This window comes from Pseudomonas sp. B37(2017) (assembly GCF_002112885.1).
GTDB classification, from domain to species: Bacteria; Pseudomonadota; Gammaproteobacteria; order Pseudomonadales; family Pseudomonadaceae; genus Aquipseudomonas; species Aquipseudomonas paraglycinae.
This window is the reverse complement of sequence record NZ_NEIX01000007.1, coordinates 216,428-237,758: the sequence shown is the minus strand read 5'-3', so window position 1 is coordinate 237,758 and position 21,331 is coordinate 216,428. Positions and strand designations below refer to the sequence as shown.

The 21,331-nt window shown below is 60.4% G+C and carries 22 protein-coding genes; 9 read left to right on the top strand and 13 right to left on the bottom strand.

Going from position 1 to position 21,331, the window contains the following annotated elements:
* On the top strand, nt 1-906 hold the full coding sequence (locus CAF90_RS19035; RefSeq protein ID WP_085608087.1) for an acyltransferase: 906 nt from the start codon (nt 1-3) through the stop codon (nt 904-906).
* 467 nt (nt 907-1,373) lie between these two features.
* Here the strand turns inward: CAF90_RS19035 and cysN are convergent, their stop codons facing one another.
* The 3 genes from cysN to CAF90_RS19020 form a co-directional block, all read right to left on the bottom strand.
* Nucleotides 1,374-3,272, bottom strand: a complete 1,899-nt coding sequence (gene cysN, locus CAF90_RS19030) for a sulfate adenylyltransferase subunit CysN (protein WP_085608086.1) — start codon at nt 3,270-3,272, stop codon at nt 1,374-1,376.
* Nucleotides 3,273-3,281: 9 nt separating this feature from the next.
* Entirely contained in the window at nt 3,282-4,199 is a 918-nt protein-coding gene (cysD, locus tag CAF90_RS19025; RefSeq protein ID WP_007953546.1) for a sulfate adenylyltransferase subunit CysD, read from the bottom strand.
* A 148-nt stretch (nt 4,200-4,347) separates the two neighbouring features.
* Nucleotides 4,348-5,106 carry a Nif3-like dinuclear metal center hexameric protein gene (locus tag CAF90_RS19020; protein ID WP_085608085.1) on the bottom strand — a complete coding sequence of 253 codons (759 nt, stop codon included), beginning with the start codon at nt 5,104-5,106 and terminating at the stop codon, nt 4,348-4,350.
* Between the two features lie 103 nt (nt 5,107-5,209).
* Here CAF90_RS19020 and algW point away from each other — a divergent pair, with 103 nt between their 5' ends.
* From algW to CAF90_RS19005, 3 genes are all read left to right on the top strand, one after another.
* A complete protein-coding gene (algW, locus tag CAF90_RS19015; protein WP_085608084.1) occupies nt 5,210-6,367 on the top strand; it encodes a Do family serine endopeptidase AlgW in 1,158 nt (385 codons plus the stop codon).
* A gap of 87 nt (nt 6,368-6,454) precedes the next feature.
* Complete coding sequence (locus tag CAF90_RS19010) at nt 6,455-8,560, top strand: TonB-dependent siderophore receptor (protein WP_085608083.1); 2,106 nt, start codon at nt 6,455-6,457, stop codon at nt 8,558-8,560.
* A gap of 12 nt (nt 8,561-8,572) precedes the next feature.
* Entirely contained in the window at nt 8,573-9,292 is a 720-nt protein-coding gene (locus tag CAF90_RS19005; RefSeq protein WP_085608082.1) for a DUF4198 domain-containing protein, read from the top strand.
* Between the two features lie 48 nt (nt 9,293-9,340).
* On the opposite strand, the gene hisC is transcribed toward CAF90_RS19005, so the two are convergent.
* The 10 genes from hisC to CAF90_RS18955 form a co-directional block, all read right to left on the bottom strand.
* Nucleotides 9,341-10,393, bottom strand: a complete 1,053-nt coding sequence (gene hisC, locus CAF90_RS19000) for a histidinol-phosphate transaminase (protein ID WP_085608081.1) — start codon at nt 10,391-10,393, stop codon at nt 9,341-9,343.
* 2 nt (nt 10,394-10,395) lie between these two features.
* Nucleotides 10,396-11,721: a histidinol dehydrogenase gene (hisD, locus tag CAF90_RS18995; RefSeq protein WP_085608080.1), complete on the bottom strand. Its 1,326-nt coding sequence runs from the start codon at nt 11,719-11,721 to the stop codon at nt 10,396-10,398.
* A 375-nt stretch (nt 11,722-12,096) separates the two neighbouring features.
* On the bottom strand, nt 12,097-12,732 hold the full coding sequence (gene hisG / locus CAF90_RS18990; protein WP_007953554.1) for an ATP phosphoribosyltransferase: 636 nt from the start codon (nt 12,730-12,732) through the stop codon (nt 12,097-12,099).
* A 127-nt stretch (nt 12,733-12,859) separates the two neighbouring features.
* Nucleotides 12,860-14,125 (bottom strand): UDP-N-acetylglucosamine 1-carboxyvinyltransferase, encoded by a 1,266-nt coding sequence (murA, locus tag CAF90_RS18985; protein ID WP_007953555.1) that lies wholly within the window; start codon nt 14,123-14,125, stop codon nt 12,860-12,862.
* A 22-nt stretch (nt 14,126-14,147) separates the two neighbouring features.
* Nucleotides 14,148-14,387, bottom strand: a complete 240-nt coding sequence (locus CAF90_RS18980) for a BolA family protein (protein ID WP_039769303.1) — start codon at nt 14,385-14,387, stop codon at nt 14,148-14,150.
* Between the two features lie 115 nt (nt 14,388-14,502).
* On the bottom strand, nt 14,503-14,808 hold the full coding sequence (locus CAF90_RS18975; protein ID WP_007953557.1) for a lipid asymmetry maintenance protein MlaB: 306 nt from the start codon (nt 14,806-14,808) through the stop codon (nt 14,503-14,505).
* Complete coding sequence (locus CAF90_RS18970) at nt 14,805-15,455, bottom strand: phospholipid-binding protein MlaC (protein WP_085608079.1); 651 nt, start codon at nt 15,453-15,455, stop codon at nt 14,805-14,807. Before CAF90_RS18970 ends, CAF90_RS18975 begins: the two co-directional genes overlap by 4 nt.
* A gap of 11 nt (nt 15,456-15,466) precedes the next feature.
* The gene (gene mlaD / locus CAF90_RS18965; protein ID WP_007953559.1) at nt 15,467-15,934 is read right to left on the bottom strand and encodes an outer membrane lipid asymmetry maintenance protein MlaD; all 468 of its coding nucleotides are present in this window, start codon (nt 15,932-15,934) and stop codon (nt 15,467-15,469) included.
* Nucleotides 15,934-16,731, bottom strand: a complete 798-nt coding sequence (gene mlaE / locus CAF90_RS18960; RefSeq protein WP_007953561.1) for a lipid asymmetry maintenance ABC transporter permease subunit MlaE — start codon at nt 16,729-16,731, stop codon at nt 15,934-15,936. Before mlaE ends, mlaD begins: the two co-directional genes overlap by 1 nt.
* A complete protein-coding gene (locus CAF90_RS18955) occupies nt 16,731-17,543 on the bottom strand; it encodes an ATP-binding cassette domain-containing protein (protein ID WP_007953564.1) in 813 nt (270 codons plus the stop codon). The genes mlaE and CAF90_RS18955 overlap by 1 nt, the downstream gene beginning before the upstream one ends.
* Before the next feature lie 276 nt (nt 17,544-17,819).
* Between CAF90_RS18955 and CAF90_RS18950 the strand changes: the two genes are divergently transcribed.
* Genes CAF90_RS18950 through lptB form a run of 5 tightly spaced genes read left to right on the top strand, consistent with a single transcriptional unit; the run spans nt 17,820 to nt 21,157 of the window.
* Nucleotides 17,820-18,794 (top strand): KpsF/GutQ family sugar-phosphate isomerase, encoded by a 975-nt coding sequence (locus CAF90_RS18950; RefSeq protein ID WP_007953565.1) that lies wholly within the window; start codon nt 17,820-17,822, stop codon nt 18,792-18,794.
* Entirely contained in the window at nt 18,795-19,319 is a 525-nt protein-coding gene (locus CAF90_RS18945; protein WP_007953567.1) for an HAD family hydrolase, read from the top strand. It abuts the gene before it with no gap.
* 8 nt (nt 19,320-19,327) lie between these two features.
* A complete protein-coding gene (gene lptC / locus CAF90_RS18940; protein ID WP_007953568.1) occupies nt 19,328-19,900 on the top strand; it encodes an LPS export ABC transporter periplasmic protein LptC in 573 nt (190 codons plus the stop codon).
* Nucleotides 19,887-20,432 carry a lipopolysaccharide transport periplasmic protein LptA gene (gene lptA / locus CAF90_RS18935; protein WP_007953570.1) on the top strand — a complete coding sequence of 182 codons (546 nt, stop codon included), beginning with the start codon at nt 19,887-19,889 and terminating at the stop codon, nt 20,430-20,432. Before lptC ends, lptA begins: the two co-directional genes overlap by 14 nt.
* On the top strand, nt 20,432-21,157 hold the full coding sequence (lptB, locus tag CAF90_RS18930; RefSeq protein ID WP_007953572.1) for an LPS export ABC transporter ATP-binding protein: 726 nt from the start codon (nt 20,432-20,434) through the stop codon (nt 21,155-21,157). The genes lptA and lptB overlap by 1 nt, the downstream gene beginning before the upstream one ends.
* The last annotated feature ends 174 nt before the right edge of the window (nt 21,158-21,331 follow it).

The following is a 21,331-nucleotide window of genomic DNA, read 5'->3' as shown; positions in this document are numbered from 1 at the left end:
ATGCTGGCTTTTCTCCCTGCCACCCTGCGCGGCGTAATCGCCGCGCTGCTGCTGGCGCTGAACACGATTCTGCTGTGCTCGTTCCTGTTTCTCGTGGCACTGATCAAAGTGCTGCCGTTCGACCTCGCACGCCGCGCCTCGCGCTGGCTGATGAGCCACACCCACGAAGCCTGGATCAGCAACAACAAAGGCTGGATGAACCTGGTCCGCCGCACCCGCTGGCACCTCAGCGGCCTGCAAGGCCTGGACTATCAACACTCGTACCTGATCACCAGCAACCACCAGAGCTGGGTCGACATTCTGGTACTGCAATACGTGCTCAACCGACGCATCCAGCCGCTGAAGTTCTTCCTCAAACAGGAACTGATCTGGGTGCCAGTCATCGGCCTGGCGTGGTGGACCCTGGGCTTCCCGTTCATGAAACGCTATTCAAAAGCCTATCTGGAAAAACACCCGGAAAAGAAAGGCAAAGACCTCGAAACCACCCGCAAGACCTGCGCGAAATTCCGCGACAACCCGGTAGGCATCTTCAACTTCGTCGAAGGCACACGCTTCACCGAAGGCAAACACGCGCAACAGCAATCACCGTTCAAACACCTGCTCAAGCCCAAGGCCGGCGGCATTGCCTTCGTACTGGATGCGATGGGCGAACAGCTGGAATCGATCGTCAACGTCACCATCCACTACCCCGGCGGACGCCCTGGCTTCTGGGATCTGCTGTGCGGCAACGTTCGAGACGTAGTGGTGCACTTCGAAGAACTGAAAATCCCGCCCCAGTTCATCGGCAAAAACTACGACCAGGACGGCGAATACCGCCTGCAATTCCAGGGCTGGATCAACCAACTGTGGCAAGACAAGGATGCATTGCTCGAGCAGATGCACCGCGAATATCCCAACCGACGCTGATCTTCCGTGTGGGAGCGCCTGACGGTGGTTGGCTGTCAGGTGCTCCCCCGGAAGAGCAAAGCCCCCCTCCCGCACCTGCTCTTCACCACTCAACACAATGAGCGTTAGCTCGAGTACCGCTGTTGACGTGCCGGCCCCATCGGAAGGCTGAGTGGAGGGATTCATCCGGGGGTGGGAGCGCAGCGACCGTGCGGCGCAGCCGCATGCATCGAGAGGAGGTGCAGCGAAGCAAACCGTAGGCGATGCCCCCGGATGAATCCCGGAACGAAGGAACACCGAGCCAAAGCGAGGTGCCGAACGCCGGGGCCCAGCCTTTTGGTTACTTTTTGGCGTTTGAAAAAGTGACCCGCTGTAAGAGCGGAACCGCCAGCGGCAACACCCGCAGAAACGGATATTCACCCCAAACAACTCAAAAAAAACCCGCCGATAATCACTCATCGGCGGGCTTTTTCATTCGCAGCTAACGCTTAAATCGCGCCACGCTTACGCAACAGCTCCAACACCCGCTTCACACTTTCATCCAGCGACAACGATTGAGTGTCGATCACAAGATCAGCATCCAGCGGCACGTCATACGGGAACGACTCACCCGGAATGTTATCGCCACCCGCAGCATACAACCCTTGCGGATCACGCTCGGCGCAAACAGTCGGCGAAGCCTGAACATAAACCGTCAGCAAACGCTCCTTGCCAATCAAATCCTTCGCCTGCTCACGACCTTCAGCACTCGGCGCCACAAACGCCGCAAGCGTCAGCAGACCCGCCTCGTTGAACTGACGCGCCACATGCGCGGCACGACGCCAGTTCTCGGTGCGACCCGCGCGATCCTGCGGCAGCCCCTTATTGAGGTCATGACGCAAATTCTGACCATCCAGCACAAACACCGCACGCCCCAGATCGAACAGCTTGCGCTCGACTGCATACGCCAAGGTGCTCTTGCCCGCGCCGGACAGGCCGCTGAACAGCACGGTAGCCGGTTGCTGACCGAAACGCTGAGCGCGCTCTTCGGTCGCTACATGGGCCAGTTTGCCGTGATGCGTAGCCGTACCGTGGGTCACCGGCTGAGCGACGATCATGCCGGCGCCGACGGTGCCGTTGGTCAAACGATCAATGACGATGAACGCGCCAGTGGTGCGGTTGCTGTCGTAACCGTCGAGGGCGATCGGCGCGTCGAGCGCGATCTTCACCTTGCCGATTTCGTTGAGCTGCAATGCGCTCGCCGGGCCTTCTTCGAGGGTGTTGACGTCGACCTTGTTGACGATGCTGGCAATGGAGCCCGGCACGTAACTGGTGGCGCGCTTGATGTCGTATTTCTTGCCCGGCAGCATCGGCTCTTCAGCCATCCACACCAGCATCGCTTCGAAGCTGTCGGTCACTGGCGGAACGTTGTCGGCATGGACCAGCAGGTCGCCACGGGAGATGTCGATTTCGTCTTCCATGGTCAGCGTTACCGCCTGACCCGGGCCTGCGTGTTCCAGCTCACCTTCGAAAGTGACGATGGATTTCACGCGGCTGCTCTTGCCCGACGGCAGGACCACGACTTCGTCGCCCTTCTTGACGATGCCGCTGGCCAGGGTGCCGGCGAAACCGCGGAAATTCAGGTTCGGACGGTTGACGTACTGCACCGGGAAACGCAGATCGGTGAAGTTGCGATCGCCCGCCACTTCCACGGTCTCGAGAATTTCCATCAGCGACTGGCCGGTGTACCACGGCGAGCGCTCGGACTTGTTCACCACGTTGTCGCCCTTCAGAGCGGACATCGGCACGAAGTGCATGCTCGTCGGCTTCATCTTCAAGCCTTCGGCGAACTTCAGGTAGTCGGCCTTGATCGACTCGAACACGCCCTGATCGAAGCCTTTGAGGTCCATCTTGTTGATGGCGACAACGATGTGCTTGATGCCCAGCAGGGATGCGATAAAGCTGTGGCGGCGGGTCTGGGTCTGCACGCCGTAACGGGCGTCGACCAGGATGATCGCCAGGTCACAGGTGGACGCACCGGTGGCCATGTTGCGGGTGTACTGCTCATGGCCGGGGGTGTCGGCGATGATGAATTTGCGCTTGGCGGTGGAGAAATAGCGGTAGGCGACATCGATGGTGATGCCCTGCTCGCGCTCGGCCTGCAGGCCGTCGACCAGCAATGCCAGGTCGATGTCGTCACCGGTGGTGCCGACTTTCTTCGAATCGCGGGTGATGGCTTCGAGGTGATCTTCGTAGATCATCTTTGAGTCGTGCAGCAGGCGCCCGATCAGGGTGCTCTTGCCGTCATCGACGTTACCGCAGGTCAAAAAGCGCAGCAGCTCTTTACGTTCGTGCTGGCCCAGGTAGGCGAGGATGTCCTCGCTGATCAAATCAGATGCGTGCGACATGACAACCCCTTAGAAATAACCCTGACGTTTCTTGTCTTCCATCGAGCCTGCGCCATCGTGGTCGATGACCCGGCCCTGGCGCTCGGAAGTTCGCGTCAGGAGCATTTCCTGAATGATGTCCGTAAGGCTTTCGGCCTCGGACTCCACCGCGCCCGTCAACGGGTAGCAGCCAAGGGTACGGAAACGCACTTTCTTTTTGACGATGCGCGCCTTGTCCTCGTCGGACAGGTGCTCGAGGATGCGCTCGTCATCGATCATGATCAGCGTGCCGTTCTTCTCGATCACTTCGCGTTCAGCCGCGAAGTACAGCGGTACGATCGGGATGCCTTCGAGGTAGATGTACTGCCAGATGTCCAGCTCGGTCCAGTTCGACAACGGGAACACACGAATGGATTCGCCCTTGTTGACCTTGCCGTTGTAGACGTTCCACAGCTCCGGACGCTGGTTCTTCGGGTCCCAGCGGTGTTTGCTGTCACGGAACGAGTAGACGCGCTCCTTGGCGCGGGACTTCTCTTCATCGCGACGGGCACCGCCGAAAGCGGCGTCGAAACCATGCTTGTCGAGCGCCTGCTTCAGGCCCTCGGTTTTCATGATGTCGGTGTGCTTGGCGCTGCCGTGGGTGAACGGGTTGATGCCCTGCGCAACGCCATCCGGGTTGACGTGGGTGATCAGGTCCAGGCCCAGTTCTTCGACCATCTTGTCGCGGAACTTGTACATCTCCTGGAATTTCCAGCGGGTGTCGACGTGCATCACCGGAAACGGCAGTTTGCCCGGGAAGAACGCCTTGCGTGCCAGATGCAGCATCACGGCGGAGTCTTTACCGATGGAGTACAGCATCACCGGGTTGTCGAACTCGGCGGCCACCTCGCGGATGATGTGGATGCTTTCCGCCTCCAGCTGTTTCAGATGCGTCAGTTTGTCGACCATGGCTACTCACGAAAGCTTTCTTATGAACGGCCAGCGGGCCGTGTTCGAGCGAGGAATCCTAGCACAGCGACCTCTTCTAATCAGGACGCCAACTAGATCGAAAGGGTATATGAATATGCCCGCCCGTTCGGGTGCTTTCAGGCAAAAGTCAGATCGGATTCGGGCAGTCGATGAAGATGTGTTCGAGGGCAAAACGCTTCGCCAGATAGTCGCCCAGCGCCTGTACGCCATAGCGTTCGGTGGCGTGGTGGCCGGCGGCGATGAAGCTGATGTCGTTTTCACGGGCGCTGTGGAACGTCTGCTCGGAGGCTTCGCCGCTGAGGAACAGATCGACGCCGGCGGCGATGGCGTTGTCGATGTAACCCTGACCGCCACCGGTGCACCAGCCGACCCGGCGGATCATCGCGCTGCCTTCGACCAGCAGTGGCTCGCGGCCCATGACTTCCTGCACTTTGCGGGCGAAGTCACGCGGGGTCATCGGCTCGCTCAGCGAACCGACCAGACCGACAATCTTAAGATTGTCCGGATCCAGCGGCCCTTCGACGGTGATTTCCAGCTGACGGGCCAGTTGCACGTTGTTGCCGACGTCCGGGTGCAGATCCAGCGGCAGGTGATAACCGAGCAGACTGATATCGTGCTTGAGCAGCGTCTTCAGACGGCGCTGCTTCATGCCGGTGATGCACGGGTTCTCGCCCTTCCAGAAATAACCGTGATGCACCAGCACCAGATCGGCTTCGGCCTCGACAGCGGCATCGAGCAGCGCCTGGCTGGCGGTGACGCCGCTGACGATGCGCATCACCTGCGGACGGCCTTCGACCTGCAGGCCGTTGGGGCAATAATCGGCAATTTTCGCACTGCCGAGGTAACGGTCGGCTTCTTCGACCAGGGTGCTCAGGGCGACGGCCATGAAAGACTCCTAAATATCCCGTTCAGAGGCACGCGCGGCCTCGTATAATGCGCGACATTATGGGCGGTCTGACCCCGCCTGCAACTTTTCCAGGACGTGCTTAATGCTCAAGGCGCTGCGTTTTTTCGGCTGGCCGCTGTTGGCCGGCGTGCTTATCGCTCTGTTGATTATTCAGCGTTACCCGCAGTGGGTCGGGCTTCCGAGCCTCGACGTCAACCTGCAACAGGCCCCGCAGACCACCAGCGTGCAGCAGGGGCCGGTGTCCTATGCCGACGCGGTGAGCATCGCCGCGCCGTCGGTGGTGAACCTCTACACCACCAAAGTCATCAATAAACCAAGCCATCCGCTGTTCGAAGACCCGCAGTTCCGCCGCTTCTTCGGTGACAACTCGCCGAAGCAGAAGCGCATGGAATCGAGCCTCGGCTCCGGCGTGATCATGAGCCCGGAAGGCTACATCCTGACCAACAACCACGTCACCAGCGGCGCCGACCAGATCGTCGTGGCGCTCAAGGACGGTCGCGAAACCCTGGCCCGAGTGATCGGCAGCGACCCGGAAACCGACCTCGCAGTCCTGAAGATCGACCTGAAAACCCTGCCTTCGATCACCGTCGGCCGTTCCGACAACATCCGCATCGGCGACGTCGCACTGGCCATCGGCAACCCGTTCGGCGTCGGCCAGACCGTGACCATGGGCATCATCAGCGCCACCGGCCGCAACCAACTGGGGCTGAACAACTACGAAGACTTCATCCAGACCGACGCGGCGATCAACCCGGGCAACTCCGGCGGTGCGCTGGTCGACGCCAACGGCAACCTCACCGGCATCAACACCGCGATTTTCTCCAAGTCCGGCGGCTCGCAAGGCATCGGCTTCGCGATTCCGGTGAAACTGGCGATGGAAGTGATGAAGTCGATCATCGAGCACGGTCAGGTCATTCGCGGCTGGCTGGGCATTGAAGTGCAACCGCTGACTCAGGAACTGGCCGAATCGTTTGGCCTGTCCGGACGTCCGGGAATCGTGGTGGCGGGGATTTTCCGCGACGGCCCGGCCCAGAAGGCCGGCCTGCAACTGGGTGACGTGATCCTGAGCATTGACGGCGAACCGGCCGGTGATGGCCGCAAATCGATGAACCAGGTGGCGCGGATCAAGCCGACCGACAAGGTCACGATTCAGGTGATGCGCAATGGCAAGGAGTTGAAGCTGACCGCTGAAATCGGCTTGCGTCCGCCGCCAGCGCCGGTGAAGGAAAAAGAAGAGTAAGCCTTTGTTCGCGTCATTGGCGCGAATAACAGACATTCTCAACAGGCATGTTATATTGTTTCAATTAACACATTGGAACAACATAACATGTCGTCTCGAAAAAAGGCCTCCCTCCTCGGCCTGACCCTTGGCCTGCTTGGCGATCCCGCGTTTGCCGATGAACCGCAAACGCTCGAACTCGACGCCATCAGCGTCACCTCCGATTACGAATCCCCTACCGGTCCGGTCAATGGCTACCGCGCCACGCGCTCGTCCAGCGCCACCAAAACCGACACCGCAATCCGCGATATTCCGCAGGCCATCAGCGTGGTGCCCGCCAGCGTACTGAAGGATCTGGGCAGCACCAGCGTCGAACGTGCGCTGGATTTCGCCGGTGGCGTGTCGAAGCAAAACAACTTCGGCGGCCTGACGCTTTACGAATACAGCGTGCGCGGCTTCACCACCTCCGAGTTTTACCAGGACGGCTTCAGCGCCAACCGTGGTTACCCGAGCACACCCGACGCCGCCAACATCGAGCGCATCGAAGTGCTCAAAGGACCGGCCGCCAGCCTTTACGGCCGAGGTGATCCGGGTGGCACGGTGAACATCGTCACCAAGAAACCGCAGCCCGAAGCGTTCACTACCCTGCAAACCAGTGCCGGCAGTTGGGATCGTTATCGCACCGCGCTGGACGTCAACACGCCGCTGGATGATCAGGGTGATGTACTGTCGCGGATCAACCTCGCAGTCGAGGACAACAACAGCTTTCGCGATCACGTCGACAGCAAACGCGTCTTCGTCGCCCCCTCTTTCAGTTGGCAGTTGAACCCGGACACCAGCCTGCTGGTGGAGAGCGAATTCGTGCGTCATAGCTCGACTTTCGACCGCGGCGTCGTTGCGCCAAACAATAAATGGAGCGGCGTCTCGCGCTCGACATTCCTGGGCGAACCGAACGACGGCAACATCGACAACCACAACAACAGACTGCAAGCCACGCTTGAGCACCACCTCAACGATGCCTGGAAACTGCGCCTGGCCAGCCATTACAAGGAAGGCAAACTGTGGGGATTCGCCTCCGAAAACCGTCCTTTGAATGCCGATGGCCACACAATCAACCGCCGCTATCGCGAGCGCGATACCAACTGGCACGACAGCATCACCCAGCTGGAACTGCGCGGTCTGTTCGACCTCGGTACCTGGCAGCACGAACTGCTGATCGGCAGCGAGTACGAGAACTTCCGCAAGAACGAGCGCGTCACCACCATCGCCGGCGGGCCTTACGCCATCGATATCTATAACCCGGTGTACGGCCAGCCCAAACCCAACGGCGCACGCTCCGGCACAGACTTTTTCGAACACGTCGAAAGCCATGCGCTGAACCTGCAGGATCAAATCGTCTTCAGCGAAAAACTGCGCGGGATGATCGGTGCGCGCTTCGAGCATTTCGACCAAAACATCGATGACCACAGCCGCAACACCACCAGCCGTCAGACTCACGACGCGCTCACCCAACGTGCCGGCCTGCTCTATCAACTGACACCGGACACCGGCCTGTTCGCCAACGCCTCGACCTCATTCAAACCGAACAACGGCCTCGATGCGGCTGGCAAATCCTTCGATCCGGAAGAAGGCGTGGGTTACGAAATCGGCATCAAGAACGAGCTGTTCGACGAACGGTTAAGCAGCACCCTCGCCTTCTTCCATATCGACAAGGAAAACGTCCTCGCCCTCGACCCGGGCACCGACACCAGCCGCGCCATGGGCAAGGCCCGCAGCCGGGGTTTCGATCTGCAAGTCACCGGGCAAGTCACCGACGCCGTCAGGGTGATCGGCGCATTCGCCTGGATCGACGCCGAAGTCACCAAGGGTGATGCCGCGATTCCTGCCGGTAGCCGCATCCTCGGGGTGGCCAAACGCAGCGGCAGCCTGCTGGGTGTCTACGAGTTTCAGGACGGCCGGTTGCGCGGCTCGGATATCGGCGCGGCGCTCACCTACGTCGGTGACCGCTCAGGTGAGTCCGGCAGCGATTTCGAGCTGCCGGCCTATCACACCGTCGACCTGCTGGCCCATTACAAGGCCAGCGACACCGTCACTCTCGGCCTGAACCTGAACAACCTGTTCGACGAAAAATATTACGAGCGCTCGTACAGCAACTACTGGGTCAACCCCGGCGAGCCGCGCAATTTCACGGTCAGCCTGACACTCAACCTGTAAAAGGACGTCACCATGCAATACGGCAAATCCCTGCTGCTCATCGCCGCGCTGTTCGCCACTCACGCCTCGGCCCACGGTTTGTGGACCGAACAACGACGCGGCAATATCGAAGTCGTCTACGGCCACGGTGCCGAGGACAATGCGTTCAAACCGCAGAAAGTCAGCGGGGCGTGGGCCTTTGACGCGAGCGGCAAGATGATTCCCGTCAGTGTGCAGCGCCTGGCAGATCACGCCCGCCTGCAACCGTTGAAACCGCCGGCGGTGTTGGCCGTGGCCCTGAACAACGGCATGTGGTCGCAAACCGCCGACAAGAAATGGATCAACGAGGGGCGCAGCAAAGTCCCGGGCGCCATCGAGTCGACCGAGACCCTCAAGTACAGCCTGGCGATTTATCAGCCGGGAGCGAAGCTGCCCAAACTGGATCAGATCAAATTGCTGATTCTGCCGGAGGTCGATCCGCTGACCGTCGGGCCGGGGAAATCATTGCCGGTGCGGGTGTTGCTGGATGGCAAACCGGCAGCGGGCGTGAAGTTGATCGGTGACTACCGCAGCGCGCCGAATACCTTGAGCACTGAAACCGACAAGGAAGGCCGCGCGCAGGTGCTGGTGCGTAATGAGGGATTGAATGTGATTGCGGCGCAGGTGGAAGTGCCGGTGAAGGACAGTTCAGAAGTGAGCAGCAGAGGGTTGTTCAGTTCGTTGACGTTCCTGGGCGAACCGCATCACGAATAAACCAACGCTGATCCCTGCGGGACGAAACCCACAGGGATCAGTGTCGTTTCAGAGTTCGCCCAGACCGTCGATCAACGCCTGATTCTGCTCCGGCGTGCCGATCGAGATCCGCAGGAACTGGGCAATCCGCTCCTGCTTGAAGTGGCGCACGATCACGCCCTGTTCACGCAGTTTGGCTGCCAGCCCTGCCGCATCGTGTTGCGGATGCCGGGCGAAAATGAAGTTCGCGGCCGACGGCAGCACTTCAAAGCACTTGGCCTGCAACTGCGCAACCACCCATTCGCGACTCTCGATCACCAGTGCGCAGGTCTTGTCGAAGTACTCGCGATCTTCGAACGCCGCCGCCGCGCCGACATTCGCCATGCGATCGATCGGGTAGGAGTTGAAGCTGTTCTTGATCCGCTCCAGCGCCTCGACCAGGTCCGGGTGGCCGACCGCCAGACCGACCCGCAGGCCCGCCAGCGAACGGGACTTGGACAGAGTCTGGGTGACCAGCAGGTTCGGATAACGGTCCACCAGGCTGATCGCGGTCTCGCCGCCGAAGTCGATGTAGGCCTCGTCGACCACCACCACCGAATCCGGGCTGGCCTTGAGGATCTGCTCGACCGCTTCCAGTGCCAGCAGGCAACCGGTCGGTGCGTTCGGGTTGGGGAAGATGATCCCGCCGTTCGGCTTGGCGTAGTCCGCCGGGTTGATCTGGAACTGCGCATCCAGCGGCACCGCATCGAAATCGATGCCGTAGAGGCCGCAGTAGACCGGATAAAAGCTGTAGCTGATGTCCGGGAACAGGATCGGCTGATCGTGTTGCAGCAGACCGTGGAAGATGTGCGCCAGCACTTCGTCCGAACCGTTGCCGAGGAACACCTGATTGCTTTGTACGCCGTAATACTTGGCGACGGCGCTTTTCAGCAGGTCGCTGTTCGGGTCCGGGTACAGACGCAGGTTGTCGTTGAGTTCGGTCTGCATCGCCGCCAAAGCTTTCGGCGACGGGCCGTACGGGTTTTCGTTGGTGTTGAGTTTGACCAGACGGGTCAGCTTCGGCTGCTCGCCCGGCACATACGGCACCAGATCCTTGACGAACGGGCTCCAGAATTTACTCATGTTCAGTTCCCCTTCACGTCGTCTTTGATACGGTATTCGGCGCTGCGCGCGTGGGCGCTCAGCGATTCGCCACGGGCCAGGATCGACGCGGTCTTGCCCAGCTCGGAAGCACCGGCCTCGGAGCAGAAGATGATCGACGAACGTTTCTGGAAGTCATACACGCCCAGCGGCGAAGAGAAACGCGCGGTGCCGGAGGTCGGCAACACGTGGTTCGGACCTGCGCAGTAGTCGCCCAGCGCTTCGGAGGTGTGGCGGCCCATGAAGATCGCGCCGGCGTGGCGGATCTGCGGCAGCCAGGCCTGCGGGTCGGCGACCGACAGCTCAAGGTGCTCCGGCGCGATGCGGTTGGCGACTTCGATGGCCTGGGCCATGTCGCGCACGTGGATCAGTGCACCACGGCCATTAATCGAGGTTTCGATGATGGTCGCGCGATCCATGGTCGGCAGCAGTTTGTCGATGCTGGCGGCGACCTTGTCGAGGAACTCGGCGTCCGGGCTGACCAGAATCGCCTGGGCGTCTTCGTCGTGTTCGGCCTGGGAGAACAGGTCCATGGCGATCCAGTCCGGATCGGTCTGGCCGTCGCACACCACGAGGATTTCCGACGGGCCGGCGATCATGTCGATGCCGACCTGACCGAATACGTGACGTTTGGCAGTGGCGACATAGATGTTGCCCGGGCCGACGACCTTGTCCACCTGCGGCACGCTTTCGGTGCCATAGGCCAATGCGGCAACGGCTTGCGCACCACCGATGGTGAAAACGCGGTCGACGCCGGCGATGCACGCCGCCGCCAGCACCAGCTCGTTGACTTCACCGCGCGGGGTCGGCACCACCATGACCACTTCGGTCACGCCGGCGACCTTGGCCGGAATCGCGTTCATCAACACCGACGACGGGTACGACGCCTTGCCGCCCGGCACGTACAGACCGGCGCGATCCAGTGGCGTGACTTTCTGGCCCAGCACCGTGCCGTCGGCTTCGGTGTAGTTCCAGGAGTCCTGCTTCTGTTTCTCGTGATAGCTGCGCACGCGGGCGGCGGCTTTTTCCAGCGCTTCGCGTTGCGGGACAGTGATGCGGGTCAGGGCCAGTTCCAGACGCTCGCGCGGCAGGATCAGGTCCGCCATCGAAGCGACTTCCAGGCCATCGAATTTCTGGGTGAACTCGACCAGCGCCGCGTCACCGTGCTCGCGCACAGCCTTGATGATGTCCAGCACCCGCTGATTGACCGAGTCGTCAGACACACTTTCCCAGCTCAGCAGATGATCCAGATGATGCGCGAAATCCGGGTCAGCAGCGTTGAGTCGGCGAATTGCAGTCGGTGCGGTCATAGCGAGAGCCTCATAGGAATGGCAAAAACTCAGGCGCCCGAAGGTGCGCTGACGTTTAATAATGATCGCGTTGGTGCTGTGGTCGTACCAGGCAAGGCGCGGGACGAAGGTAAGGGTTGTTTCCTTACCGAGTCCCGCAACGCAGCATGGTGCGGGCACAGTGCCAACCCGTAGGGCCTTGCTTCAAAAGGCTGGCCACTACGCGATTTATACTTCTGAGAAATTTTTCTGCTGCTGTTAGGTTGCCTTTTGGAGTAAGGCGCGGTCGTTATTAAACGTCAGCGCACCTTCCCCGACCAGTCGTTTCCGCTTGGGCACCTGAGATTCTGGCTATGAGGCGGATAGACGGGCGCGACTTAACGTCGCGCAGGTACATCAGCCGCGGTGTCGAGACTCCACTGCCTTGCGCAGGGTGTCGATCAACGCCTGGATTCGGGCGTGTTGCATTTTCATCGAAGCTTTATTGACCACCAGACGCGAGCTGATCGTGGCGATCAGTTCCTGAGGCTCCAGGCCGTTGGCGCGCAGGGTGTTGCCGGTGTCGACCACGTCGATGATCTTGTCGGCCAAGCCGATCAGTGGCGCCAGCTCCATCGAGCCATACAGCTTGATGATGTCGACCTGACGGCCCTGCTCGGCGTAGTAACGCTTGGCAACGTTGACGAATTTGGTGGCGACGCGCAGGCGGCCCTTGGGCTCGACCGCGCCGACCTTGCCGGCGGTCATCAGCTTGCACTGGGCAATCTGCAGATCCAGCGGCTCGTACAGGCCTTGCCCTGTGTATTCCATCAGCACGTCTTTACCGGCAACGCCGAGGTCGGCCGCGCCATGCTCGACATAGGTCGGCACGTCGGTGGCACGCACGATCAGCAGGCGAACGTCTTCCTGGGTCGTGGGGATGATCAGCTTGCGGCTCTTGTCCGGATTCTCGGTCGGCACGATGCCTGCTTCGGCGAGAAGCGGCAGGGTGTCGTCAAGGATGCGGCCCTTGGACAGTGCGATGGTCAACATGGGAAACGTCAGTCCTTATCAAGGTACTCATGTCCGGTCGCAATCGGCGCCGGACATACATCGAGGGCGTTGCCACCCCCGATCAAAACGAATTCAACGGACACTTCCCTGTGTCCAGATGCAGCGATCAGCCCGGAACGCGACGGATCTTGGCGCCCAGCATCTGCAGTTTTTCCTCGATGCACTCGTAACCACGGTCGATGTGGTAGATGCGGTCGATCAGGGTATCGCCCTGTGCCACCAGCGCCGAAATCACCAGACTCGCCGAAGCACGCAGGTCGGTCGCCATCACTGGCGCGCCCTTGAGTGTTTCGATGCCGGTCACGATGGCGGTGTTGCCTTCGACCTGGATGTGCGCGCCCATGCGGTGCAGTTCGTACACGTGCATGAAGCGGTTTTCGAAGATCGTCTCGATGACCGCGCCAGTGCCTTCGGCAATGGCGTTGAGCGAGATGAACTGCGCCTGCATGTCGGTCGGGAACGCCGGGTACGGCGCAGTGCGAACGTTGACCGCTTTCGGGCGCTTGCCGTGCATGTTCAGCTCGATCCAGTCCTCACCACAGGTGATTTCTGCGCCGGCTTCACGGAGTTTTTCCAGAACGGCTTCGAGGATGGTCGGATCGGTGTCCTTGACCTTCACGCGGCCACCGGTGACCGCAGCGGCCACCAGGTAGGTGCCGGTTTCGATGCGGTCAGGCATGACTTTGTAGAAAGCCGAACCCAGACGCTCGACGCCATCGATGGTAATGGTGTCGGTGCCGGCACCGGACACCTTGGCGCCCATGGCGTTGAGGAAGTTCGCCAGGTCGACCACTTCAGGTTCACGGGCGGCGTTCTGCAACACGCTGCGACCCTTGGCCAGAGCGGCAGCCATCATGATGTTCTCGGTACCGGTCACGCTGACGGTATCGAAGAAGAAGTGCGCGCCGCGCAGGCCGCCTTCAGGCGCCTTGGCCTTGATGTAGCCGCCTTCGACGTCGATGACCGCGCCCATCGCTTCCAGGCCACGGATGTGCAGGTCGACCGGACGCGAACCGATGGCGCAACCGCCAGGCAGTGCGACTTCGGCTTCACCGAAACGCGCAACCATCGGGCCCAGCACCAGGATCGAGGCACGCATGGTTTTCACCAGTTCGTACGGAGCGATCAGGGTCTTGATGGTGCGCGGGTCGATTTCGACGCTGAGCTTCTCGTCGATCACAGGCTCGATGCCCATGCGACCGAACAGCTCGATCATGGTGGTAATGTCGTGCAGGTGCGGCAGGTTGCCAACGGTAACCGGGCCATCGCACAGCAGGGTGGCGGCCAGGATCGGCAGGGCGGAGTTCTTCGCCCCGGAGATGCGGATCTCGCCATCAAGACGAGCGCCACCGGTAATAATCAATTTATCCATAAGAATCTCGACGCCCTAGGGCTCAGGTGCGCTCGGCCCAGGCCGCGCTGCTGAAAAATTTCATAGTGACCGCGTGGATGCTGCCATCGGCGATCCAAGGGTTCAAATGGGCATAGATGCTTTGCTGACGCTTGACCGGGCTCAACGCCGCCAGTTCATCACTAATCACGTTCAGCTGAAAGTTGCAGCCTTCGCCTTCAACTTCCACCAGCGTTCCTGGCAGCTTTCCTTCAAGGAAGCTCTTCACTTCTACGGCCTGCATGCTCAACCTCAATCGGCGCCCTGTGCGCACGGGTCGGACATCATACAAAAAAGCCCCGCGCCTGCGAACCCCGCTGCGCAGGACTCTGACGGGGGGCTTCTCTATAGATGCGGGTTCAGGGTTGCGCCAACAGCTCGGTCAGTTCGCTGACCTGAGCAATTTCGCGCATGTCTTCGGGCATCCCGCGGATGCTGACCGCCTTGCCGGCGGCCTTTGCATCGCGAATGAAGCACAGCAGCAACGACAGACCGACGCTGCTGGACTTCTCCACCGCCGAGCAATCGATCACCAATGCCGGGGCATTGCACGACTTGATCAGCGCCCGCCCCTGCTCGCGCAGATCAGGTCCGGTGCGGTAATCCAGCACGCCACTGAGCTGCAGCTCACTGGCTTCGTCCAGACGAATGGCCGACTCGGTCATTGGGCAGGCTTCTCGTTCTGCTCGGCCGACTGCTTGGCCTTGGCCACTTCACCGGCCCAGCCATTGATGGTCTTGTCCAGGTCGTTGCCATTGCGCTGCATGGCGTCGGCGAACTGGTCACGGAACAGCTTGCCGATGTTGATGCCGTTGATGATCACGTTACGCAGTTTCCACTCGCCGTTGATCTTCTCCAGGGTGTACGACACCGGATAGATCGCGCCGTTGTTGCCCTTGACGGTCATGCCGACGCTGGTGCGGTCGCCCGACTCATCCTTGGGAGCATCAACGGTGATGCCCTGGTTGTTGTACTCGAGCAGCGCGTTGCCGTAGAACTGGAACAGGCCGCGCTTGAAGTTTTCCTCGAAGGTCTTCATCTGCGCCGGGGTTGCCTTGCGCGAATACTTGACCGTCATGATGCTCTTGGAAATGCCCTCGGCATCCACGACCGGCCCGACGATGGTGTTCAACGCGGTGTAGAAGTCCTGCGGATCCTGCTTGTACTTCTCTTTATTGGCCGACAGATCGGCGAGCATCCGGTTTGTGGTGTCCTGAACCAGATCGTGCGCCGATTGTGCCGCCACGGCGTTAGCCACCAGCGGCAGTGCCGCAAGCAACACCAACAGGCCACGTCGCAAGGTAGAGATCATTCAAAAGCTCCTCATTTGGCGTCTTTGCTAACGGTATTGAGCAGGAATTTACCGATCAGGTCTTCCAGTACCAGAGACGACTGTGTGTCGTGGATGGTTCCACCATCCTTCAGGCGGGTGTCTTCCCCGCCCACGCTGATACCGATGTATTTCTCGCCCAGCAGACCCGCTGTCAGGATAGATGCTGTGGAGTCGGTCGGCAGGTTGTCGACGCTTTTATCCACTTGCAGGGTCACCCGACCGGTGAAGCTGTCGCGGTCCAGATCGATCGCGGTGACCTTGCCGATGGTCACACCCGCCATGGTCACTTTGGCTCTGACCGTCAAACCGGCGATATTGTCGAAATAGGCGTAAAGCTTGTAGGTATCGGTGGTCGAAGTCGGAGACAGGCCACTGACCCGCAGGGCGAGCAGCAACAAGGCCAGGATCCCTGCCAGCAGGAACAGGCCGACACCGATTTCCAGGGTGCGGTTTTGCATCAGAAATCTCCAAACATCAAAGCGGTCAGAATAAAGTCCAGGCCGAGTACTGCCAGCGAGGCGTAAACCACGGTCTTGGTGGTGGCACGGCTGATCCCCTCGGAAGTGGGTTCGCAGTCATAGCCTTGAAATACGGCGATCCAGGTGACGACAAAAGCGAATACTGCACTTTTGATGATGCCGTTGAGCACATCGTCACCGAAGCTCACGCTGTTCTGCATGTTCGACCAGTAGGAACCTTCGTAGACGCCCAGCCAGTCGACGGCGACCCACGAACCGCCCCAGATGCCGACCACGCTGAAGATCATCGCCAGCACTGGCAGGGAAATGAAGCCGGCCCACAGACGCGGGGCAATGATGTACTTGAGCGGGTCGACCCCGATCATTTCCAGGCTGGACAACTGTTCGGTGGATTTCATGTTGCCGATTTCCGCCGTCAGCGCCGAACCTGCACGCCCGGCGAACAGCAGCGCAGTCACCACCGGCCCCAGCTCACGCAACAGGGTCAGTGCCACCATCTGGCCGACAGCCTGCTCCGAGCCATAGCTCGAAAGGATGTTGAAGCCCTGCAGCGCCAGCACCATGCCGATGAAGATCCCGGACACCACGATGATCACCAGCGACATCACGCCGACGGAATGCAGCTGCTTGACCAGCAGGCCGAAACCGCCGCCGATGCCACCACGCCCGAGCAAGGCATGAAACAGGAACAGGGTCGAACGCCCGAACACTGCGACGCTGTCGATTCCGGCGAGACCGAAACGACGCACACGCTCCATTAATGTAATTCTGCGCATCAGCGGCGCTTCCCCAGAAGATCGGCGCGGTAATCCGGCGCTGGAAAGTGATACGGCACCGGGCCGTCGGGTTCACCGGTCATGAACTGGCGGATACGCGGATCGTCCGAGCTCATCAGTTCGTCCGGCGTGCCCTGCCCCAATACCTGGCCATCACCGACCACATAGATGTAGTCGGCGATGCTCGCGGTTTCGGCGAGGTCGTGGGAGACCACGATGCTGGTAATCCCCAGGGCATCGTTGAGCAGACGGATCAGGCGAACCAGAACGCCCATGGCGATCGGATCCTGGCCGACGAACGGTTCGTCGTACATGAGGATCTGCGGATCGAGGGCAATGGCCCGGGCCAGTGCGACACGGCGTTTCATGCCGCCGGACAGCTCGTCGGGCATCAGTTCGATCGCACCGCGCAGCCCCACCGCCTGCAATTTGAGCAGCACGATGTCGCGGATCATCTCGTCCGGCAGGTCGGTATGAACGCGCAGCGGAAAGGCGACGTTCTCGAACACATCGAGATCGGTGAACAGCGCACCGCTCTGAAACAGTACGCCCATGTGCTTGCGCGCATCGAACAGATCGCTGCGCGACAGCTTCGGCAGGTTCTGGCCGTTGACCCAGACCTCGCCCTTGGATGGCCGCAACTGGGCGCCCATCAGGCGCAACAGCGTGGTCTTGCCACACCCGGAAGGCCCCATGATGCCGGTGACCTTGCCGCGCGGGATGCGGATATCGACGTTATTGAAAATGCTCCGCGCACCGCGCTTGAAGGAGACTCCCTTCAGCTCGACCGCGTAGGCGTTATCGGCACTCATCTAAACTCCTTGCGATGCAGCCTCTCACTCGGACGCCTGGCTTCCTGGAAGAAAGCCCCTACATCCCGGGCAGGCCGAACTGGCGGCGAACTATATCACTGCAAAGGGCAAGCGCCCAAGGCCTGCACCGGCCCGCATTCGGCGAGTTGAAGGGCTTGAAGCCTTATTTACAGAGTTTTGGTAACGAGGAATGACAAAGCACGACGAACTTGCGTGAGGCTTTTCAACATAACCGCTATAATCGCCGCCTTTTCATCGGGCTATACGATTTCTGACATGAGCCAAACCAGCGACCTGATTCAATCGGCACAACGCACCATCCGCCTCGAAGTGGAAGCCGTACAAGGCTTGTTGCCCCATATCGACGCCGATTTCGTACGCGCTTGCGAGATGATTCTGGCCAGCAAGGGCCGTGTTGTCGTAGTCGGCATGGGCAAGTCCGGGCACATCGGCAACAAGATTGCCGCGACCCTGGCCAGCACCGGCACCCCGGCGTTTTTCGTGCATCCGGCCGAGGCCAGCCACGGCGACATGGGCATGATCACCCGTGACGACGTGATTCTGGCCCTGTCGAACTCCGGCTCCACCAACGAAATCGTCACCCTGCTGCCACTGATCAAACGCCTGGGCATCCAGCTGATCAGCGTCACCGGCAACCCGCAATCGCCGCTGGCCAAGGCCGCCGAGGTCAACCTGAACGTTCACGTCGAGCACGAAGCCTGCCCGCTGAACCTGGCACCGACCTCTTCGACCACCGCCGCGCTGGTCATGGGCGATGCCTTGGCCGTGGCGCTGCTGGAAGCGCGCGGTTTCACCGCCGAAGACTTCGCCTTTTCCCACCCGGGCGGCGCACTGGGCCGACGCCTGCTGCTGAAAGTGGAAAATGTCATGCACGCCGGCCAGGAACTGCCGCAAGTACAGCGCGGCACCCTGCTCAAGGACGCGTTGATGGAGATGACCCGCAAGGGTCTGGGCATGACCGTCATTCTTGAAGCGGACGGCAAACTGGCCGGAATCTTCACTGACGGCGACCTGCGCCGCACCCTGGATCGCAGCATCGATATCCACAGCGCCACCATCGACCAGGTGATGACCGTGCACGGCAAGACCGCCCGCGCCGAAATGCTCGCTGCCGAAGCCCTGAAAATCATGGAAGACCACCGAATCAACGCACTGGTTGTCGTGGATGAAGAAGATCGCCCGGTCGGCGCCTTCAACCTCTCCGACCTGCTGCGCGCAGGAGTGATGTAAATGAGCAACGATCTGCTGCAACGCGGCAAAGCCATCAAACTGGCGGTTTTCGACGTCGACGGCGTCCTCACCGACGGGCGCCTGTACTTCCTTGAAGACGGCAGCGAGTTCAAGACTTTCAATACACTCGACGGTCAGGGCATCAAGATGCTGATGAACGCCGGCGTCCAGACCGCCATCATCAGCGGTCGCAAGACCCCGGTGGTCGAGCGTCGGGCAAAAAACCTGGGCATCCCGCACCTGTTTCAGGGTCGCGAAGACAAACTCGTCGTTCTCGACGGTCTTCTGGAGCAACTGGGCCTAAGCTATGAACAAGTGGCCTATCTCGGCGACGACCTGCCGGATCTGCCGGTGATCCGTCGCGTGGGGCTGGGCATGGCCGTAGCCAACGCCGCCGCTTTTGTACGCGAGCACGCTCACGGCGTGACCCAGGCCCGTGGCGGCGAAGGTGCCGCCCGCGAATTCTGCGAACTGATCCTGCGCGCCCAAGGCAGCCTCGACGCCGCCAACAACGCGTACCTGTGAGTCCAACCATGTTTAGCAAAAAGTTTCGCAACATCCTGCTGTTCGGTTGCATCGCAGCGATTTTCGGTGCGGTCGGCTACTGGAACATCAGCCCGGAACGCTTCCTCGACAAGCCGCCGGTTTCGGCAGAGGAAAGCCCGATCGACTGGTATGCGACCAATACCCACACGATCCAGTACCTCGAAGACGGCAAAGTGCAATACGAAATGACGTCCGACAAGGCTGAGCACGTCAAGGCGACCGACATTACACTGGTCACCAAACCCGATCTGAACATGTTCCGTGGCACCGATTTCCCATGGCACGTGACCAGCGAGCGCGGTGAAGTGAACTCCGGTGGCACCGAGGTCGAGCTGATCGACTCGGTACGCGTCAAGCGCACCGACGAAAAGAACCGCGACACCCTGATCACCTCCACTCGCATGACGGTGTTCCCGCAGCAGCAATATGCGCAGACCCAGCAACCCGTTAGAATCGACGGCGCTGGCGGTGTATCGACTGGCGTAGGAATGAAAGCGTATTTGAAGGAAAGCAGGATACACCTGCTATCGAACGTAAGAGGACAGTATGAGGCTCGTTAAAACCCTCCCTATTTTGCTCAGTCTGGGCGCAGCACTGGGAAGCGTGAGCGCCTGGGCTCTGCCGAACGATCAAGAGCAGCCAATCCGCATTCAGGCCGACGATGCCCAGCTGGACGACAAGAACGGCGTTGCCACCTACAAAGGCGACGTGATCATCACCCAGGGTTCGATGATCGTCAAAGGCAACACCGTGACCATGACCCGTGCGCCTAACGGCGACATCGACGTCGTGACTTCGGTGGGCAACCTCGCCTACTTCGAACAGTTGCAGACTGCTGGCGACACCAAACCTGTTCAGGGCTGGGGCGTGACCATTCAGTATCACGCCGCGCAAAACCGCGTTGTATTGATCGACAAGGCAAAAGTCGTCGACAAGGACAACAACACCACTCAGGGCGAGAAAATCGTCTATGACACGGTGAAGAAACTGGCCAGCGCCGGTCGAGCCACTGGCAGCAAGGTCACCGAAGCGCGTCCGCGCATCGACATGGTGATCCAGCCGAAGAAGAAAACCGACGAGAAAACCCAGTAATGGCAACTCTGAAAGCTCAGCACCTGGCCAAGGCCTATAAAAGCCGCCAGGTCGTGCGCGACGTCAGCCTGTCGATCGACAGCGGTCAGATCGTTGGCCTGCTCGGCCCGAACGGCGCCGGCAAGACCACCTGCTTCTACATGATCGTTGGCCTGGTCCAGGCCGATCAGGGTCGCGTACTGATCGACGACCTGGACGTCAGCCACCAGCCGATGCACGGTCGCGCCAAGGCCGGTATCGGCTATCTGCCGCAAGAAGCGTCGATCTTCCGCAAACTGTCGGTGGCCGACAACATCATGGCCATCCTCGAGACTCGTCAGGAGCTCGACAAGGCCGGCCGTCGCAAGGAGCTGGAAAGCCTGCTGCAGGAATTCCACATCAGCCACATCCGCGACAACCTCGGCATGAGCCTGTCCGGTGGTGAGCGCCGCCGCGTGGAAATCGCCCGCGCACTGGCCACGGCACCGAAGTTCATCCTGCTCGACGAACCGTTCGCCGGTGTCGACCCGATCTCCGTGGGCGACATCAAGCAGATCATCCATCACCTCAAGGCCAAGGGCATCGGCGTTCTTATCACCGACCACAACGTCCGTGAGACGCTGGATATCTGCGAAACCGCCTACATCGTCAACGACGGCCAGTTGATCGCCGAAGGCGACTCCGCGACCATCCTCGCCAACGATCTGGTGAAGGAAGTCTATCTGGGTCACGAGTTCCGCCTGTAAGCACGACGGCATTCGGCCAGCCGTCCGGGTGCTGTAACGTTGAAGCGCCTTTTTATACGCTTTTATTGTTACAGCGCTCTAGGCAAACACGACAGTTTCAGGCATATAATTTGCTTAAGTTTGGCGCTCCGGCGCCCTGTAGTGGATGGCGCATAGCGCCGGCGAATAAGGTGT

Excerpts from the sequence above, each read along its gene's own strand:
- CAF90_RS19035 (WP_085608087.1), top strand. The coding sequence starts at position 1 with ATGCTGGCTTTTCTCCCTGCCACCCTGCGCGGCGTAATCGCCGCGCTG.
- cysN (WP_085608086.1), bottom strand. The coding sequence starts at position 3,272 with ATGTCGCACGCATCTGATTTGATCAGCGAGGACATCCTCGCCTACCTG.
- cysD (WP_007953546.1), bottom strand. The coding sequence starts at position 4,199 with ATGGTCGACAAACTGACGCATCTGAAACAGCTGGAGGCGGAAAGCATC.
- CAF90_RS19020 (WP_085608085.1), bottom strand. The coding sequence starts at position 5,106 with ATGGCCGTCGCCCTGAGCACCCTGGTCGAAGAAGCCGACCGTTACCTC.
- algW (WP_085608084.1), top strand. The coding sequence starts at position 5,210 with ATGCTCAAGGCGCTGCGTTTTTTCGGCTGGCCGCTGTTGGCCGGCGTG.
- CAF90_RS19010 (WP_085608083.1), top strand. The coding sequence starts at position 6,455 with ATGTCGTCTCGAAAAAAGGCCTCCCTCCTCGGCCTGACCCTTGGCCTG.
- CAF90_RS19005 (WP_085608082.1), top strand. The coding sequence starts at position 8,573 with ATGCAATACGGCAAATCCCTGCTGCTCATCGCCGCGCTGTTCGCCACT.
- hisC (WP_085608081.1), bottom strand. The coding sequence starts at position 10,393 with ATGAGTAAATTCTGGAGCCCGTTCGTCAAGGATCTGGTGCCGTATGTG.
- hisD (WP_085608080.1), bottom strand. The coding sequence starts at position 11,721 with ATGACCGCACCGACTGCAATTCGCCGACTCAACGCTGCTGACCCGGAT.
- hisG (WP_007953554.1), bottom strand. The coding sequence starts at position 12,732 with ATGTTGACCATCGCACTGTCCAAGGGCCGCATCCTTGACGACACCCTG.
- murA (WP_007953555.1), bottom strand. The coding sequence starts at position 14,125 with ATGGATAAATTGATTATTACCGGTGGCGCTCGTCTTGATGGCGAGATC.
- CAF90_RS18980 (WP_039769303.1), bottom strand. The coding sequence starts at position 14,387 with ATGCAGGCCGTAGAAGTGAAGAGCTTCCTTGAAGGAAAGCTGCCAGGA.
- CAF90_RS18975 (WP_007953557.1), bottom strand. The coding sequence starts at position 14,808 with ATGACCGAGTCGGCCATTCGTCTGGACGAAGCCAGTGAGCTGCAGCTC.
- CAF90_RS18970 (WP_085608079.1), bottom strand. The coding sequence starts at position 15,455 with ATGATCTCTACCTTGCGACGTGGCCTGTTGGTGTTGCTTGCGGCACTG.
- mlaD (WP_007953559.1), bottom strand. The coding sequence starts at position 15,934 with ATGCAAAACCGCACCCTGGAAATCGGTGTCGGCCTGTTCCTGCTGGCA.
- mlaE (WP_007953561.1), bottom strand. The coding sequence starts at position 16,731 with ATGCGCAGAATTACATTAATGGAGCGTGTGCGTCGTTTCGGTCTCGCC.
- CAF90_RS18955 (WP_007953564.1), bottom strand. The coding sequence starts at position 17,543 with ATGAGTGCCGATAACGCCTACGCGGTCGAGCTGAAGGGAGTCTCCTTC.
- CAF90_RS18950 (WP_007953565.1), top strand. The coding sequence starts at position 17,820 with ATGAGCCAAACCAGCGACCTGATTCAATCGGCACAACGCACCATCCGC.
- CAF90_RS18945 (WP_007953567.1), top strand. The coding sequence starts at position 18,795 with ATGAGCAACGATCTGCTGCAACGCGGCAAAGCCATCAAACTGGCGGTT.
- lptC (WP_007953568.1), top strand. The coding sequence starts at position 19,328 with ATGTTTAGCAAAAAGTTTCGCAACATCCTGCTGTTCGGTTGCATCGCA.
- lptA (WP_007953570.1), top strand. The coding sequence starts at position 19,887 with ATGAGGCTCGTTAAAACCCTCCCTATTTTGCTCAGTCTGGGCGCAGCA.
- lptB (WP_007953572.1), top strand. The coding sequence starts at position 20,432 with ATGGCAACTCTGAAAGCTCAGCACCTGGCCAAGGCCTATAAAAGCCGC.